13 protein-coding genes and 1 rRNA gene are annotated in these 16,084 nt (G+C 72.1%); 6 read left to right on the top strand and 8 right to left on the bottom strand.

Translation table 11 applies throughout. The features are described from left to right. The first annotated feature begins 70 nt into the window (after nt 1–70). Nucleotides 71–1,246 (top strand): winged helix-turn-helix domain-containing protein, encoded by a 1,176-nt coding sequence (locus ACIGO6_RS00070; RefSeq protein WP_399869409.1) that lies wholly within the window; start codon nt 71–73, stop codon nt 1,244–1,246. Between the two features lie 27 nt (nt 1,247–1,273). On the opposite strand, the gene ACIGO6_RS00065 is transcribed toward ACIGO6_RS00070, so the two are convergent. The 7 genes from ACIGO6_RS00065 to mtnA all read right to left on the bottom strand — a co-directional run bounded on the left by ACIGO6_RS00065 (nt 1,274) and on the right by mtnA (nt 10,099). Further along, on the bottom strand, nt 1,274–2,032 hold the full coding sequence (locus tag ACIGO6_RS00065) for a response regulator (RefSeq protein WP_399869407.1): 759 nt from the start codon (nt 2,030–2,032) through the stop codon (nt 1,274–1,276). 224 nt (nt 2,033–2,256) lie between these two features. Further along, nucleotides 2,257–2,949 carry a ribosome hibernation-promoting factor, HPF/YfiA family gene (gene hpf / locus ACIGO6_RS00060; protein WP_399869406.1) on the bottom strand — a complete coding sequence of 231 codons (693 nt, stop codon included), beginning with the start codon at nt 2,947–2,949 and terminating at the stop codon, nt 2,257–2,259. Nucleotides 2,950–3,261: 312 nt separating this feature from the next. Beyond that, nucleotides 3,262–4,134: a ComF family protein gene (locus ACIGO6_RS00055; protein ID WP_399869404.1), complete on the bottom strand. Its 873-nt coding sequence runs from the start codon at nt 4,132–4,134 to the stop codon at nt 3,262–3,264. A gap of 181 nt (nt 4,135–4,315) precedes the next feature. Then, nucleotides 4,316–6,166, bottom strand: a complete 1,851-nt coding sequence (locus tag ACIGO6_RS00050; protein ID WP_399869402.1) for an LpqB family beta-propeller domain-containing protein — start codon at nt 6,164–6,166, stop codon at nt 4,316–4,318. Continuing rightward, the gene (gene mtrB / locus ACIGO6_RS00045) at nt 6,156–8,261 is read right to left on the bottom strand and encodes an MtrAB system histidine kinase MtrB (RefSeq protein ID WP_399869400.1); all 2,106 of its coding nucleotides are present in this window, start codon (nt 8,259–8,261) and stop codon (nt 6,156–6,158) included. Before mtrB ends, ACIGO6_RS00050 begins: the two co-directional genes overlap by 11 nt. Before the next feature lies 1 nt (nt 8,262). Continuing rightward, the gene (mtrA, locus tag ACIGO6_RS00040) at nt 8,263–8,952 is read right to left on the bottom strand and encodes a two-component system response regulator MtrA (RefSeq protein ID WP_193776289.1); all 690 of its coding nucleotides are present in this window, start codon (nt 8,950–8,952) and stop codon (nt 8,263–8,265) included. A 4-nt stretch (nt 8,953–8,956) separates the two neighbouring features. Continuing rightward, nucleotides 8,957–10,099, bottom strand: coding sequence for an S-methyl-5-thioribose-1-phosphate isomerase (gene mtnA / locus ACIGO6_RS00035; RefSeq protein ID WP_399869398.1), 1,143 nt, complete (start codon nt 10,097–10,099; stop codon nt 8,957–8,959). Nucleotides 10,100–10,239: 140 nt separating this feature from the next. Here mtnA and ACIGO6_RS00030 point away from each other — a divergent pair, with 140 nt between their 5' ends. From ACIGO6_RS00030 to ACIGO6_RS00010, 5 genes are read left to right on the top strand one after another with little or no spacing between them, the layout of a single operon-like run. After that, entirely contained in the window at nt 10,240–11,607 is a 1,368-nt protein-coding gene (locus tag ACIGO6_RS00030) for a glycerophosphoryl diester phosphodiesterase membrane domain-containing protein (protein WP_399869397.1), read from the top strand. 4 nt (nt 11,608–11,611) lie between these two features. Continuing rightward, the gene (locus ACIGO6_RS00025) at nt 11,612–12,370 is read left to right on the top strand and encodes a DUF4129 domain-containing protein (RefSeq protein WP_399869395.1); all 759 of its coding nucleotides are present in this window, start codon (nt 11,612–11,614) and stop codon (nt 12,368–12,370) included. Then, the gene (locus ACIGO6_RS00020; protein WP_399869393.1) at nt 12,367–13,587 is read left to right on the top strand and encodes a DUF4350 domain-containing protein; all 1,221 of its coding nucleotides are present in this window, start codon (nt 12,367–12,369) and stop codon (nt 13,585–13,587) included. The genes ACIGO6_RS00025 and ACIGO6_RS00020 overlap by 4 nt, the downstream gene beginning before the upstream one ends. Then, nucleotides 13,587–14,576, top strand: a complete 990-nt coding sequence (locus ACIGO6_RS00015; RefSeq protein WP_399869391.1) for an AAA family ATPase — start codon at nt 13,587–13,589, stop codon at nt 14,574–14,576. The genes ACIGO6_RS00020 and ACIGO6_RS00015 overlap by 1 nt, the downstream gene beginning before the upstream one ends. Further along, nucleotides 14,576–15,886, top strand: a complete 1,311-nt coding sequence (locus ACIGO6_RS00010) for a DUF58 domain-containing protein (protein WP_399869389.1) — start codon at nt 14,576–14,578, stop codon at nt 15,884–15,886. The genes ACIGO6_RS00015 and ACIGO6_RS00010 overlap by 1 nt, the downstream gene beginning before the upstream one ends. 103 nt (nt 15,887–15,989) lie before the next feature. Here ACIGO6_RS00010 and rrf read toward each other — a convergent pair. Beyond that, a 5S ribosomal RNA gene (rrf, locus tag ACIGO6_RS00005) occupies nt 15,990–16,084 on the bottom strand; the annotation flags it as partial.

Below are 16,084 nucleotides of genomic sequence, written 5' to 3'. Positions count from 1 at the left end.
CGGCCCACCGGCCCTACCCCGCACCCGCACCCGCACCCGCTGTCAGACCCACCCCCTATCGTGCAAACGCATGACGACCCTCCCGCCCCCCTCCACGGACCTGTCCGCAGACGAGGCCCGCCGCCTCACCCTCCGCGCCCAGGGCTTCCTCGGCGCCCCCGACCGCCGCGCAGGCGTCCGCGGCGTCCTCCGTCACCTGGGCGCGGTGCAGCTCGACACCATCTCCGTCCTCGCCCGCTCCCACGAACTCATCCCGTACGCCCGCCTGGGCGCGGTGGGCCGAAAGACGGTCGAGAACGCCTACTGGCAGGACACGCACGCCTTCGAGTACTGGTCCCACGCCGCCTGCATCCTCCCCATCGAGGAGTGGCCCCACTTCGCCTTCCGCCGCCGCGCCTACCGCAACCGCCCGCACTGGAACCACCACCTCCCCGACGGCACCTACGACCAGGTCGTCAAGCAGCTCCGCACCGAGGGCCCCCTCACCGCCACCGACCTCGGCGGCGCGAAGAGGACCAGCGAGTGGTGGGACTGGTCGGGCACGAAGGTCGCCGTCGAGCGGGCACTCATGTACGGCGAGGTGGTCTGCGTCGAGCGCCGCGGCTGGAAGCGGGTGTACGACCTGGCCGAGCGCGCGGTCCCGGCCGCGCTGCTGCACGACGAGCTGGACGACACCGAGTGCCTGCGCCGCCTGGTCCGCCTGGCGGGTCAGTCCCTGGGCGTCGGCACACGCGCGGACATCGCGGACTACCACCGCCTCAAGGGCGAGCAGGTCGACGCCGTGATCGCCGACTCGGGTCTGGTCCCGGTCACGGTGGAGGGCTGGGGCCGGCCGGCCTGGGCGGACCCCGCGGCCCTGGAGACACCCCCGCGCGGCCGTCACCGCACGACGCTGCTGTCGCCCTTCGACTCCCTGATCTGGGAGCGTGCGCGCACGGAACGGATCTTCGGCTTCACCCACCGCCTGGAGGCCTACGTGCCCAGACAGAAGCGGGTGCACGGCTACTTCGCGATGCCGGTCCTCGCCGGCGGCCGTCTCGTCGGCCGTGTGGACCCGGCCCGTGAGGGGCGCACCCTGGTCGCCAAACAGGTCACCCTGGACGGACCCAAGGCGGCCCCGGCGGTGGCCCAGGCCCTGGTCGAGGCGGCGGGCTGGGTGGACTGCACGGACGTGCGCGTCGAGCGGGTCGACGCACCGGACCTGCGCGAGCCCCTCACCAACGAGCTGGCCCGCCTGCTCGCCTGAACCGCGCCGACTGTCGCGCGTCCGCCGTCAGCGGATCTCGAGAATCTTCTCCCGCATCGCGTACACCACGGCCTCCATCCTGGAGTGCAGCTGCAGTTTCTCCAGGATGTTGCGCACGTGGTTCTTCACGGTGTTCTCGGAAATGAACAGTTCCTTGGCGATGTCCCGGTTGTTCATTCCCGTGGCAACGAGCTTGAGGACCTCCAGCTCGCGATCCGTCAGCCGCGGCGCGGGCACCAGGCGGCGTTCGTCGGTCCGCTGGATCATCGACTTGAACTCGGTGAGCAGTTTCGACGCCATCGACGGACTGATCTGCGACTGCCCGTCGGCCACCGCGCGAATGGCGGTGGCCACCTCGTCCGTCGAGATCTCCTTGAGGAGATAACCGGTCGCGCCCGCCTTGATCGCGTCGTAGAGGTCGGCCTCCTCGTCGCTGATCGTCAACATGATGATCTTCGCGCTGGGTGCCACCTCCTTGATGGAGGTGCAGGCCTCGATCCCGCCCCGCTTGGGCATCCGCACGTCCATCAGCACGATGTCCGGCAGCAGGTCTGCGGCCTTCTCCACGGCCTCGGCGCCGTCACCGGCCTCCCCGACGACCTGGATGTCCTCCTCGGCCGCGAGCACGATCTCCAGACCGCGGCGGAACAGGGCGTGATCATCCACGACCAGGACCCTGATCGGCTCCTCGCGTGCCGACCCGGCGTCCGGGCCCATGCCGGCGACACCGTCGTCGATCCCGTCGCCGACGTGTCCGCCCCGCATCGGTCCGAAACTGTCCGCCATCGTTCCTCCCCCTGAAGGCTGTGGCCCGAGGTCCTGAGCCATCGCCAACCCAGAGCAACGACCCACCGGTTGGGCCGTTGCGGCCATGATTCCATGCCCGGCCGACACCGGGGTGACCAGCGGGCCACGAAGGGGTCGCACACCCTCGCGCACCGTCGCACGCCGGTGCCCCTGGGGGCGCACACGCGCTCCAGGGGCACCGGTTCCGCTGTCACCCGGCTCGGTCAGCCGCCGAGCGCATCGCCCGCCTCGGGAGCGTGCGCCTGGGTGACCATCGTGTCCGTGGTGAGGTGGATCACGCCGTAGTCGTAGGCGTGCCGCCGGTAGACGACGCTGGGCTCCTTGGTCTCGGAGTCGACGAACAGATAGAAGTCGTGCCCGACCAGCTCCATCTCGTAGAGCGCCTGGTCGAGGGACATGGGTGCGGCCACGTGGGTCTTCTCCCGGACGACGAGCGGGCCGTCGCCCTGGACCTCCAGCGAGCCGATCTTCTTGGTGGGTACGCCGTCCTGCTTCTCCTGCGGGACGACCTCGCCGTTCCCGTTGAGCGTCGCCGCGCCGGGGACGTGGTCGGCGACCTCGGCGGCCGTGATCCGGCGCGCACCACGGCGCGAGAAGCGCTTGTCGTGCTGCTTGCGCAGCCGGGCACCGAGCTTCTCCGCTGCCAGGTCGAGCGCCGCATACGGGTCGCTCGCCGCCGCCTCCGCCCGGATCACCGGACCGCGGGAGCGGAGCGTGATCTCCACTCGGTCACAGCGGTCGGCCTGCCGGGGGTTCGGCTCCTTGGACACCTCGACGTCGAGGCTGATCACCTTGCCATCGAGCTTCTGGATCTTCTCCAGCTTCAGCTTCTCGGCCACGTGCTTCCGGAACCGCTCGGGCACCTCGGTCTTGCGGCCCTTGACGACGATGTCCACGCAGAACTCCGTTCCCGGATCGCTCCGCTTCGTCGGCGGAGCATCTCCCTTTGCACCAGGTTCCGGTCTCTCCCGGAACCGCGGACTCGGTGACTTCCACCTCCTCCCCCGCGAACGAGATCTCCACTCCACCAGTGCGGGTGATGACGGTGAAACCCGCAGCACAGCATTCGGATTAGAGAGGTGTGGCCTGCGGCTTTGCCTCACAACCGAACATATCTCGCCCGGACGGATGTCGTCACCCTCTACCGCCGCGTACCTCCGTTCCGGTGAATTGACTCTCTCATTACCTGCAACGATGCGCGTTCTCAGTCAGTTCCGGTTTATTTCGAAGGAATCCGGTGTGGACGCCACCACCGCCGCGCAGATCACTTCACGGATCACGTCACCGCCTCCGCTCGGGCCCGCCATTCGGGGCCCGGCCCTCCGTTCCTCTCTGCCTTCCCCCGACGCCGACGGATACACAGCCGATTTCGCCGTCCCATACGTGGCCGCTCCCGCCCACCGCTCATCCGCGCCGGCCCGAACCGCACGCGCGGCCTCTGTCAGCGAAGCCCCCGTCGTCATGAGGTCGTCGACGAGGACGACCGGCCCACCACGGCACAGCAGCCGCCCACCACCGGGGACCACCGTCAGGGCGCCGTCGAGATTGTCCAGCCGCTCCCGGGCGCCCAGCCCCGACTGGTCGGCCACGGTGTGCCGCTGCCGCAGCACGGCCAGCACCCGGGCGGGCGTCCCGGTCCGCCGCAGCTCACCCGCGGCCGCGAGGGCGATCCGCCGTGCCGGGTCGTGCCCCCGCATGCGCACCGCCCTGCGCGCGGAGGGCACGGGCACGAGCAGCACCGGGCCCCGCACCCGCACGGCCCCCGCGTCACCGGTGCCCGTGCGCACCCCCCGCAGCCCTGTCCGCACCGCCCCCGCCAGCGCCACGCCGAGCGGTGCCGTGAGGGCCAGTACGCCCCGCTCCTTGTGGGCCAGCAGTACGGCCCGCACCTCGTCCGCGTACCGGGCGGCCGCGTGCACCACCGGCAGCCCGGACGGCTCCGGCACCGGCCGCACCCGGCCCGGCGCCGCCCCGCTCAGCGCCGTACGGCACCGAGGGCACAGCACCGTGCGTGCCCTGCCGCAGCCTCCGCACTCGCCCGGCATCACCAGGTCGCTCAGGTCCCGCCACCATCCCCGCATGGCCACCACTGTGCCGACCCCGGCCCGGCTCGACCAGCCCTGTGGAAAACCTTGGGAACAGCTCCGTCGGCTCCCTGTGGAAAACGCCGAGAAACGAACACCGCGCATCCCCCACACGAGTGAACGCCCCGTACGGGAACAGCCGCACGCACCGGAGTTCGGACATGCCGGGCCGGCCGCCTCACCCCGGATAGACCGGCGCCGTCCCCTCCGTCACCTTCTGCCACTGCAGCCCGGACGGCAGCCGGACGATCAGGTTCTCCGAGTACGCCACCAGCGGCAGCCGCTCGTCCTCGGTCGCGGCGATCTCCTTCACCCCGGTCAGGGCAGCGGGCACCGACGCCTCCGGCGTGGAGCCGTCGACCTGGACGTACCCGATCTGCTGGACGCCCCCGCGCTCGCGCCCGACCACCACGAGCCGGCTGTCACCGGCCCAGGACATGGCCGTGACCTCCTCCAGCTCGGGGGTCGCGGAACGCAACTCGAGGACGGTGACGGCGGGGGTCTCGCCGGCCCGGTCGGCCCGGTCGACCCTCTGGATCCGTCCGATGAGCAGCGAGCGTTTGCCGTCCTTCTCCACGATGAGCGCGATCCGCACCCCGTCGGCGGCCACCCGCACGGCCTGGACCCGCCCGTCCAGCCCCGGGGTCCGCACCTCCACCGGCTCTCCCGCGCCCCCCTTCAGCAGCAGCAACCGGGGATCGTCCGGGTCACGGTCGGCGATCCACAGGTCGCCCTGCGCGTCCCAGCTGGGCGCTGTCAGCCGGTTGGCCTCCGTCTTGCCCTTGCTCACCAGCACGGGGTCGCCCAGCGACCCGCCCGAGACCAGCGAACCGACGTACAGCGACTTGCTGTCGAGACCGATCCCGGCCGCGCTGTGCTCGTCCCGCGACACCGCCACCGACCGCAGGGCCGTCGCGCCCTCACCGAGCGCTCCGGGGACCGGCTCCGGCCGGGTGCCGTTGCTGCCCGACGCGATCCGCACCACGCGGTGCCTGTCGTCGACGAAGTACAGGTAGTCGGGCCGCTGAGCCGAGCCGCGCGTCGCCACCGTATCGGCCCGGTCCTCGGTGAGCGAGCACAGTCGCTCACCGCCCGAGCGCAGCTCGACCTCCTCCACCGCCTGCGTGAGGTTCTGCAGCGTGAACAGAAGCTGCGCCGCCATCTCGTCGCACTGGTCCTCGCCGGCCCCGGCCGCCTTGTCGTTCAACGGCACGGTCAGCTTGTTGTGGTCGTCGGGCGTCAGCGCGCCGGCGTTCTTCGCCAGCGCCGTACCGGCCGGGAAGCTCGACGTCACCACGGGACGGAGCAGGCTCGTCGGCCCGCTGATCAGGGAACGCACCACCTGGGTCATGGGATCCACGCGCCGGCGCACGTACACCGGATCGGCGACGGCCGCAGGCTGCGGGCTCGTGCCGGCCTCGGCCTGCACCGCGGCGTCCGAGGCGAAGTAGTACCGGTTGACCGACATGTAGTTGCGCTGGAAGTCCGACTTGCCCATCACGACACCCTGCGGCAGCACGTCGATGCGCCACTGTCCGCTCTTGTCGTCGCGGGTGAGGTGCACCGACTCGCGGTACGGACCGTCGGCGGGCGAGTAGGACTGCTGCGCGTCCACCGTGGCCACTTTCGTACCGGTCAGGGTGACCGAGTAGTCGTTGGCCTCCTCGCGGCTTCCGGAGTGGTCGGTCTCGGTTCCCGCCCCGCCCGCGAGCACCGTCGTGGACTCCCCCGGCCGCCAGTTCTTCGCGGCCTCACCGGTCAGATACTTGCGCGCCGTCTCGTAGTGGGGCTCGTCGCTGGTCAGCGCCTCGAGAAAGCCCTGCACGATGTCGGTGGGCGGGTCGTCCTCCTGCGGCGGCATCGCGAACACCCGCACCTGCGGGTCCTGCCGCGGCGTGGATTCCACACCCCGCAGGTCCCCGCTGTCAGGCATGGACGCACACCCCGCCAGCAGTACGACGCCGCAGACGGCGTACGCCCCCACGCGTGCCGGCCCGCGCCGACCGCTCCCCTCGCGGTCAGCGCCCACGAGATGCCTCCCCTTGCCTGCTCGAGTCGTCCGGCCCGGCGTCCGGGCGGCTCGCCGCCTCCGACGCGGGGCTGCCGTCCTGTCTCCGGGCGCCCGACACCGGACGCGGCACCACGCGAGCGCCGTTGCCGGGCAGTGCCGTCGGGTCGGCCGTGGGAGCCACATGGGCCGACCGCGGGGGTATCGGACCACGGCCGGACGCCGGGGGCGCCTGACCGACCGTCGCCTGCGCCGGGACGGTGACGGCCTTGCCCGCACCGTGTGGCACACCGGCGTCGTTGCTGCCCGCCTCGGTCCTGCCCGGGTCGCCGAGACCCGCGTCGCCCAGCCCGCGGTTGCGCCGCGAGTCCGCCGGCTCCAGCGGTATCGGCGAGCCCCGCAGCGGCTCGTCCGCGGTCCTGGGCAGGGTCAGCCGGAACTGCGAGCCGCCTCCCGGCTCACCCCAGGCCTGCAGCCAGCCCCCGTGCAGCCGCGCGTCCTCCAGGGCGATCGACAGCCCCAGCCCCGTACCACCGGTGGTACGCGCGCGTGCCGGGTCGGCCCGCCAGAAGCGGCTGAAGACCCGGGTCGCCTCACCCGGCTTCAGCCCCACACCGTAGTCGCGCACCGCGACGGCGACCGCGCCGCCGGCCGCGGCGAGCTTGACGACCACGTCCCGGCCCTCGCCGTGCTCGACGGCGTTGACGACGAGGTTGCGCAGCACCCGCTCCACGCGCCGGGTGTCCGCCTCGGCGACGACGGGCTGCTGGTCGCCCGTGACACGAATCTGCGTGCCCTTGCGCTCGGCGAGCGGCTCGGCCCCGCTGACGACCCGCCGTACGACCTCCCTGAGGTCTATCGGCTCCGCCTCCAGCGCCGCGGCGCCCGCGTCGAAGCGGCTGATCTCCAGCAGGTCCGCGAGCAGCGTCTCGAACCGGTCCAGCTGGTCGGCGAGCAGCTCGGCCGACCGCGCGGTCACGGGATCGAACTCCACGCGCGCGTCATGGATGACGTCGGCGGCCATCCGCACGGTCGTCAGCGGCGTCCGCAGTTCGTGCGACACGTCGGAGACGAACCGCCGCTGCATCCGCGACAGGTCCTCCAACTGGCTGATCTTCAGCTGGAGGTTCTGCGCCATCTTGTTGAAGGCCTCGCCGAGCCGCGCGATGTCGTCCTCCCCGGTGACCTTCATGCGCTCCTGCAGCCGTCCGGCGGACAGCCGCTCCGCGATGCTCGCCGCCATCCGCACCGGTGTGACGACCTGGCGCACCACGAGCCACGCGATGGCCCCGAGAAGGACGACGACGAAGAGCCCGGCCGTCGCCAGCGTGCCCCTGACCAGGCTGAGGGACTTCTCCTCCTGCGTGAGCGGGAAGAGGTAGTACAGCTGGTACGGCTCGCCGTTCGGGTCGTTGACCTGCTTGCCGATCACCAGCCCGGGCTGGGAGGCCTGATCGGAGTTGTAGACGATGCGGGTGTAGCTCTGGGCCGCGGCCGTGTCGCCGTCGATGCGCTCACGCAGGTTCTCGGGGACGCTGACCGACCAGTCGACCAGGCCGGAGGCGCGCGGGCCACGCCCACTGCCGCTGTCCCCGCCCATGGGGAGCGTGACCACGTCGAAGGCGCCCTGGCCGCCGCTGGAGAGCGACTTGACCAGTTCACTCATCCACTGGATGACGTTCTGCGAGGTACGGCCGTCCGCCGGAGTGCTGTCGTCACCGGCGGCGCTCGCCGCCTCCTCGGCCTTCTGCTTGGCCGCCGCGAACCCGCCGGTGGCCTGACTCTGCGACGCCTTCACCTTGGCGTCCAGCAGCCCGTTGCGAACCTGCCCGATCACCACGAAGCCGAGCAGCAGGACCACGCCCAGCGACATCAGCAGCGTGGTGACGACGACCTTGAGCTGGATGTTGCGCCGCCACAGCCGCATCACCGGCAGCAGCGGACGACGCACCCAGCGCATGAACAGACGGAGCACCGGGCTGCCCTGCACACCGCCGTGCAGCAGCCCGCCCTCCAGCAGGCGACTGAAACGCGAACCCGCGGGCGTGTGGCCGACAGGCCGTCCGGCGCGGGCCCCGGACCGGCCGGGCGCCGAAGCGGCACTGTCCCTGCTCATGTCAGCTCGGCCCGGCCTTGTAACCGACGCCGCGGACGGTCACCACGATCTCCGGCTTCTCCGGGTCCTTCTCCACCTTGGAACGCAGCCGCTGCACATGCACGTTGACCAGCCGGGTGTCGGCCGCGTGCCGGTAGCCCCAGACCTGCTCCAGGAGCACCTCACGCGTGAACACCTGCCACGGCTTGCGGGCCAGCGCCACCAGCAGGTCGAACTCCAGCGGCGTCAGTGCGATCGACTGCCCCTCCCGCTTCACGGAGTGACCGGCCACGTCGATGACCAGGTCGCCTATGGCGAGCTGCTCCGGCGCCGGCTCCTCCGACCTCCGGAGCCGCGCCCGGATGCGGGCCACCAGCTCCTTCGGCTTGAACGGCTTCACGATGTAGTCGTCGGCACCCGACTCCAGACCGACCACGACGTCGACGGTGTCACTCTTCGCCGTCAGCATCACGATCGGCACACCCGACTCCGCCCTGATCAGGCGGCACACCTCGATGCCGTCCCGGCCGGGCAGCATCAGGTCGAGCAGTACAAGATCGGGCTTGGTCTCCCGGAAGGCGGCCAGCGCCTTGTCGCCGTCGGCTACGAAAGATGGCTCAAAACCCTCACCACGCAGCACAATGCCGAGCATCTCGGCCAGTGCGGTGTCGTCGTCGACGACAAGGACTCGTCCCTTCATAAACGACATCATCCCATTAGCTAATCGTTACCTGGCGTGACCTGGCACACAGCTCCGCGAGAGCCTCGGCGGTCACGGGCGAAACCGCGCCCTCCTCGGTGACGATCGCCGTCACCAGCTCGGGCGGGGTCACGTCGAACGCCGGGTTGTACGCCTGGGTCCCCAGGGGTGCCACCGGAATCCCGCCTCCCGCTCCCGTCACCGGCACCTGAGGTGCTGTGACCTCGGTCACTTCATATCCGGGGCGCTGTTCGATCTCGATGGACTCCCCGTCCGGCGTGTCCGGATCCAGCGTCGAAACCGGCGCCACCACGATGAACGGCACATGGTGGTACCGCGCGAGCACCGCGAGCGGATAGCTCCCCACCTTGTTCGCCACCGAACCGTCGGCCGCGATGCGGTCCGCCCCGATCAGCACCGCGTCCACCTCACCCGCCGCGAACAGCGAACCGGCCGCGTTGTCGGTGAGCAGGGTGTACGCCATGTCGTTACGGGCCGCCTCGTATGCCGTCAGGCGAGCACCTTGCAGCAAAGGACGCGTTTCGTCCACCCACAGGCGGCGCAGCCGACCCTCCCGGTGCGCCGCGAGCGCCACTGCAAAGGCGGTGCCCTCACCGCCCGACACCAGCGAACCGGTGTTGCAGTGCGTGAGCACGCGGTGCCCGCCGCCGGGCAGCAGCTCGTCCAGCAGCGCCAGCCCGTGCGCCGCCATCCGGGCGCTGGCCTCGGCGTCCTCCCGGTGCAGCGCCCGCGCCGCGGCCAGCGCGGCCGCGGCGGCCTGCCGGGTGTCGCCGGTCCTGGCGAGCGCCTCCTGGTGAGCGGCCTGCGCCCGGCGCACCCCGACGGCGAGGTTCACCGCGGTGGGGCGGGCGCCCGCCAGCGCGGCCGCGGCCTCCGCCACCTCGAAGCCCCGGACGGCGGCGAGCGCGACGCCGTAGGCGCCCGCGATGCCGAGCAGAGGCGCCCCGCGCACGGCGAGCGAACGGATCGCCTCCACGAGCACGGACGCGTCCGTGCAGACCAGCTCGACCTCCTCGGCCGGCAGCCGGGTCTGATCCAGCAGGACCAGCACCGGACCCTCCGGCGGTTCCTCCCAGCGAAGGGCCGGGATCTCGGTCGGCCGCTTGTCCTCGCCGCTTTGCGCGTACTGATCAGCCATGCGGTCAGTCTGCCCCCTGCCCGACGGACAATTGAAGGTGCACAGCCCATACCGCGCCCGGTCCGCACCCGACCACCCCATGGCACGATGGCTGCCAACCTGCCGCCGCGACCGCGGACGGGCACCGTGAAGGAGCGACGATGAACGACACTCCGGGCTGGGCCTCGCCCGGATCCGCCCCGTCCGACGGGCGGGAGCCCGGCGCGTCCGGCCCCGCCGAGCCCGCCGACCGCCCCGGCCCCGACCAGCCCGCGGACCAGCCGGGCGCGGAACCGACGAGCCCCGGCACGAAGTGGTCCAAGGAGCAGCCGCCCCCCGGCCAGTGGTCCGCCCCCACCGGCCCCGGCCAGGCCCCGCCTCCCCCACCGCCCCACCAGGGCTGGGGCACCCCGCCCCCCGGCCACCCCGGCGGCGGCTACGGCGGTCCCGGCGGCCCGGGTGGCTACGGCGGCCAGGGCGGAGGCCCCGGCGGCTACGGCGCCCCCGGTGGCCCCAGCGGCTGGGGAGGCGGCTGGGGAGGCCCGCCGCCCGCGGCCAAGCCCGGCGTGATCCCGCTCCGCCCGCTCGGCGTCGGCGAGATCCTCGACGGCGCGGTCTCCACCATGCGCACCTACTGGCGCACGGTCCTCAGCATCTGCCTCACCGTCGCGATCGTCACGGAGATCGTCGTCGTACTGCTCCAGGGCCTGGTCCTGGACAACACCAGCACCGAGGCCCTCGACGACCCCGACGCCACCCTCAGCGAACTCGGCGACGCCCTGACCGACACCACGATCAACTCGGGCGTCATCTTCCTGATCTCCCTGATCGGCACCGTCCTGGCCACCGCCCTGCTGACGACCGTCACCAGCCGCGCCGTCCTCGGCAGGCCGGTGACCACCGGCGAGGCCTGGCGCGACGCCCGCCCTCAGGTGGCGAAGCTGTTCGGCCTGATCGTCCTGCTGCTGCTCATCGTCACCGGCATCCTCCTGGCCGGCATGGTGCCCGGTCTCCTCGTCACGGCCACAGCGGGCGGCGAGGCGGGCGTCGCCCTGACCGTCCTCGGCTTCATGGCGGCCGCCGTCGTCGCGATCTGGCTCATGGTCCGCTTCTCGCTGGCGTCCCCCGCTCTGATGCTGGAGAAGCAGGGCATCAAGAAGGCGATGGGCCGCTCCATCAAGCTGGTCCGCGGTTCCTGGTGGCGGGTCTTCGGCATCCAGCTGCTCGCGGCGGTCATCGCGAACGTCGTGGCGTCGATCATCGTCCTCCCCTTCGCCTTCCTCGCCGCGGCCCTCGACGGCAACGGCGTCAGCGGCCTCCTCGAGGGCGGCGACCTCGGCTGGACGTTCCTCGTGATCAGCGGCATCGGTTCGGTGATCGGCTCCATGATCACCTTCCCGATCACGGCCGGCGTCACCGTGCTCCTGTACATCGACCGGCGCATCCGCCGCGAGGCCCTCGACCTCGAACTGGCCCGTGCCGCCGGCCTCCACGACTCCGGCGCCCCCGGCACCACCCCGGGGAGCTGATGCGGTGAGCCCGGCGGGGGGAGTTCTCACGGAGGCGCTGTCACGCACCGCATCACGCGCCGGCGACACCTCCGTACTGGCGCTGTCGCGCTCCGGCGACGAACCACCGGTGACGATCCCACGCGACCCCGCGCGGGAGGCCGCGCGGCGCGAGCTGTCCAAGCGCATGTACCACGAGAACGACCCCAGCTGGTTCCAGCAAGCCCTGAACGCCTTCTGGGACTGGGTCGAGGACCTCTTCAGCACCGCGTCCACCGTGACCCCGGGAGGGACGCTGGGCCTGATCGTCGTCATCGTGGCCGTCCTGGCCGCACTGGGCGCCCTCTGGTGGCGCCTGGGCACCCCGCGCCGCCAGGCGGTCTCGGCCCCCGCCCTGTTCGACGACCGCCCCCGCAGCGCCGCCGACCACCGTGCCGCCGCCCAGGCACACGCCGCCCAAGGCCACTGGAACCAGGCCGTCCAGGAACGCATGCGAGCCGTCGTCCGCGCCCTGGAGGAACGCGCCCTCCTCGACATCCGCCCCGGCCGCACCGCCGACGAGGCGGCAGCCGAAGCCGGCCGCGCCCTGCCCGCCCACGGTGACCGCCTGCGCGCCGCGGCCCGGGACTTCGACGACGTCACGTACGGCGGCCGCCCCGGCACCGAGCAGTCGTACCGCCGCCTCACCGAACTCGACCACGACCTGGAACGCAGCAAACCGCAACTGGCGGCCGGCACCGCCGCCGGCGGGGACCGGAACATCGACCGGGGAGCCACCGGATGACCACCGAGGCCACGCTCCCCACCACCTCGGTCTCGCCCACCGCCCGCCAGGTGTGGACACGCACACGGGGCATCACGCTCGCGCTCGTCCTGCTGCTCGTCGGCGCCGTCGCGATCGCCGTCGTACGCTCCGACGCCCGCCACGGCGAACTCGACCCGCGCTCCGCCGACCCCTACGGCAGCCGGGCCGTCGCCGAACTCCTCGCCGACCGGGGCGTGTCCACCCGCGTGGTCACCACCCTGGACGAAGCACGCGCCGCGACCGGTCCGGACACCACCCTGCTGGTCGCCGTCCCCGACCGACTGACCGAACGCCAACAGACACAACTGCGCTCCGCGACCACCGGCTCCGGTGGCCGCACGGTCCTCGTGGCACCCGGCGGCCCCGCGGTCGAACGACTCGTACCCGGCGTCACCGCGGACCCCGCACTCAGCTTCGACTCGACACTGGCCCCGGAATGCGACCTGCCCGCCGCCCGACGCGCCGGCACCGCAGACACCGGCGGCATCCGCTACAGCAGCGGCCACACCGAAGCCGACGCCTGCTACCCCAGTCAGCGCCTGGCCACCCTGCTGCGCGTCCCGGAACCGCCCGGGGACACGACCCAGGAGACCGCCCCCGGAGACACCGTCGTCCTCGGCGCGCCCGACATCCTCTACAACAACCACCTCGCCGAGCACGGCAACGCCTCGCTCGCCCTGCAACTCCTCGGCTCCCGCACCCATCTCGTCTGGTACCTCCCCTCCCTGTCCGACACCACCGCCCCGGACGACGAACGCAGCTTCTTCGACCTGCTCCCCTCCGGCTGGCTCTGGGGCACCCTGCAGCTCTTCGTCGCCGCAGCCCTCGCAGCCCTGTGGCGGGCACGCCGACTCGGCCCCCTGGTACACGAAAGACTCCCCGTGGCGATCCGCGCCTCCGAAACCGTCGAAGGCCGCGCCCGCCTCTACCGAAAGGCGAACGCCCGCGACCGCGCGGCCACCGCTCTTCGCTCCGCCACCCGCACCCGCCTCGCCCCCCTCGTAGGCATCCCCGTCACCCGGGCACACACGCCCGAGTCCCTGCTCCCCGCCCTGTCCGCCCACCTCCACGGCGCACACGGCGTCGGACAGTCCCTGCACCCCCTCCTCTACGGCCCGCCACCCAGCGACGACGCGGCACTCATCGCCCTCGCCGACCAACTCGACGCCCTCGAAAGAGAGGTACGCCGTCCATGATGGACCCGACCACTGACAACGCCGGGCGGACCGGGGCCCCGGGCAACGCCCGCGCCGCCCTGGAGGCCCTGCGCGCCGAGATCGCCAAGGCCGTGGTCGGCCAGGACGCCGCCGTGACCGGTCTCGTCGTAGCACTCCTCTGCCGCGGCCACGTCCTCCTCGAAGGCGTCCCCGGAGTCGCCAAGACCCTCCTCGTCCGCGCCCTCGCCGCCGCCACGGAGCTCGACACCAAGCGCGTCCAGTTCACCCCCGACCTGATGCCGAGCGACGTCACCGGCTCCTTGGTCTACGACGCCCGCACCGCCGAGTTCTCCTTCCAGCCCGGCCCGGCCTTCACCAACCTGCTGCTCGCCGACGAGATCAACCGCACGCCCCCGAAGACCCAGTCGTCCCTCCTCGAAGCCATGGAGGAACGCCAGGTCACGGTCGACGGCACCCCCCGACCGCTCCCCGAGCCCTTCCTGGTCGCAGCCACCCAGAACCCGGTCGAGTACGAGGGCACCTACCCCCTCCCGGAAGCCCAGCTGGACCGCTTCCTCCTCAAACTCACCGTCCCCCTCCCCACCCGCAAGGACGAGATCGACGTCCTCACCCGCCACGCCGCCGGCTTCAATCCGCGCGACCTGCGCGCCGCCGGCGTACGCCCCGTGGCGAACGCCGCCGACCTGGAGGCGGCCCGCGCCGAAGTGGCCAAGACGACCATCTCCCCCGAAATCACCGCCTACGTCGTCGACATCTGCCGGGCGACCCGCGAGTCGCCGTCCCTCACCCTCGGCGTCTCCCCACGCGGAGCCACGGCACTGCTCTCGGCCTCTCGCGCATGGGCCTGGCTCACGGGCCGCGACTACGTCACCCCCGACGACGTGAAGGCCCTGGCCCTCCCCACCCTGCGCCACCGTGTCCAGCTCCGCCCGGAGGCCGAGATGGAGGGCGTCACCACGGACTCAGTGATCAACGCGGTCCTCGCCCACGTCCCCGTCCCCCGCTGATGGCCTTCACCGGACGCGCCGCACTCCTCGCGGCCCTGGGATCGGTACCCATCGGCATCTGGGACCCCAGCTGGACAGGCATCCTCGCGGTCAACGCCCCGTTGGCCGCCGCCTGCGCCTGCGACTTCGCCCTGGCCGCCCCGGTACGACGTCTGCGCCTGACCCGCTCCGGCGACACCTCCACACGCCTGGGCGACGCCGCCGACGTCACGCTGACGATCAGCAACCCGTCGAATCGCCCGCTCCGCGCCCAACTCCGCGACGCCTGGACGCCCAGCAGCTGGCAGCCCGGAACCGAGACGGCGGCCTCCCGCCACCGCACGACCGTGCCCGCCGGCGAACGCCGACGCGTGACCACCCGCCTACGGCCCACCCGCCGGGGCGACCGCCAGGCGGACCGCGTCACGATCCGCTCGTACGGCCCCCTGGGCCTCTTCACCCGCCAGGGCTCCCACAAGGTTCCCTGGACGGTACGCGTCCTGCCCCCGTTCACCAGCCGCAAGCACCTGCCCTCCAAGCTGTCCCGCCTCCGCGAACTCGACGGCCGCACCAGCGTCCTCACCCGCGGGGAGGGTACGGAGTTCGACAGCCTGCGGGAGTACGTGCCCGGCGACGACACCCGGTCCATCGACTGGCGCGCGACAGCCCGCCAGTCCACCGTCGCCGTACGCACCTGGCGTCCCGAACGCGACCGGCACCTCCTGCTCGTCCTGGACACGGGCCGCACCTCGGCCGGCCGCGTGGGAGACGCCCCTCGCCTCGACGCCTCCATGGACGCCGCCCTGCTCCTGGCGGCGCTGGCTTCCCGCGCCGGCGACCGCGTCGACCTTCTCGCCTACGACCGCCGGGTGCGCGCCCTGGTACAGGGCCGCACGGCCGGCGACGTGCTCCCGTCCCTGGTCAACGCGATGGCCACCCTGGAACCGGAACTCGTGGAGACCGACGCACGCGGCCTCACCGCCACCACCCTGCGGTCGGCCCCTCGCCGCTCCCTGCTCGTGCTGTTCACGACACTCGACGCGGCCCCCATCGAGGAAGGCCTGCTTCCCGTACTGCCACAGCTGACTCAGCGCCACACGGTTCTGCTGGCATCCGTGGCCGACCCGCACGTTGCCCGGATGGCCAAGGCCCGCGGTAACACCGAGAGCGTCTACAAGGCCGCATCCGCCGCACAGGCCCAGACGGAGCGCCAACGCACCGCGGACCAACTCCGTCGGCATGGCGTGACGATCGTCGACGCAACCCCTGACGAACTGGCCCCGGCGCTGGCCGACGCATACCTCGAGCTGAAGGCGGCAGGGCGCCTGTAAAAAGGAAGCGGACCGGGTCAGTAACGACCCCGCCCTCACGGAAGACCCCCGACAACGCAGAAAACCCCGCACCGTGACGGTGCGGGGTTTTCTCGCAATATTTGTTCGGCGGCGTCCTACTCTCCCACAGGGTCCCCCCTGCAGTACCATCGGCGCTGAAAGGCTTAGCTTCCGGGTTCGGAATGTAACCGGGCGTTT

Origin of the sequence: Streptomyces sp. NPDC053750 (assembly GCF_044544295.1) — a bacterium.
Classification (GTDB): Bacteria; Actinomycetota; Actinomycetes; order Streptomycetales; family Streptomycetaceae; genus Streptomyces.
Note: the sequence above shows the minus strand (reverse complement) of the source record. Positions and strands in the feature narration are given on the sequence as shown.

Excerpts from the sequence above, each read along its gene's own strand:
- ACIGO6_RS00070 (WP_399869409.1), top strand. The coding sequence starts at position 71 with ATGACGACCCTCCCGCCCCCCTCCACGGACCTGTCCGCAGACGAGGCC.
- ACIGO6_RS00065 (WP_399869407.1), bottom strand. The coding sequence starts at position 2,032 with ATGGCGGACAGTTTCGGACCGATGCGGGGCGGACACGTCGGCGACGGG.
- ACIGO6_RS00055 (WP_399869404.1), bottom strand. The coding sequence starts at position 4,134 with ATGCGGGGATGGTGGCGGGACCTGAGCGACCTGGTGATGCCGGGCGAG.
- mtrB (WP_399869400.1), bottom strand. The coding sequence starts at position 8,261 with ATGAGCAGGGACAGTGCCGCTTCGGCGCCCGGCCGGTCCGGGGCCCGC.
- mtrA (WP_193776289.1), bottom strand. The coding sequence starts at position 8,952 with ATGATGTCGTTTATGAAGGGACGAGTCCTTGTCGTCGACGACGACACC.
- mtnA (WP_399869398.1), bottom strand. The coding sequence starts at position 10,099 with ATGGCTGATCAGTACGCGCAAAGCGGCGAGGACAAGCGGCCGACCGAG.
- ACIGO6_RS00030 (WP_399869397.1), top strand. The coding sequence starts at position 10,240 with ATGAACGACACTCCGGGCTGGGCCTCGCCCGGATCCGCCCCGTCCGAC.
- ACIGO6_RS00020 (WP_399869393.1), top strand. The coding sequence starts at position 12,367 with ATGACCACCGAGGCCACGCTCCCCACCACCTCGGTCTCGCCCACCGCC.
- ACIGO6_RS00015 (WP_399869391.1), top strand. The coding sequence starts at position 13,587 with ATGGACCCGACCACTGACAACGCCGGGCGGACCGGGGCCCCGGGCAAC.
- ACIGO6_RS00010 (WP_399869389.1), top strand. The coding sequence starts at position 14,576 with ATGGCCTTCACCGGACGCGCCGCACTCCTCGCGGCCCTGGGATCGGTA.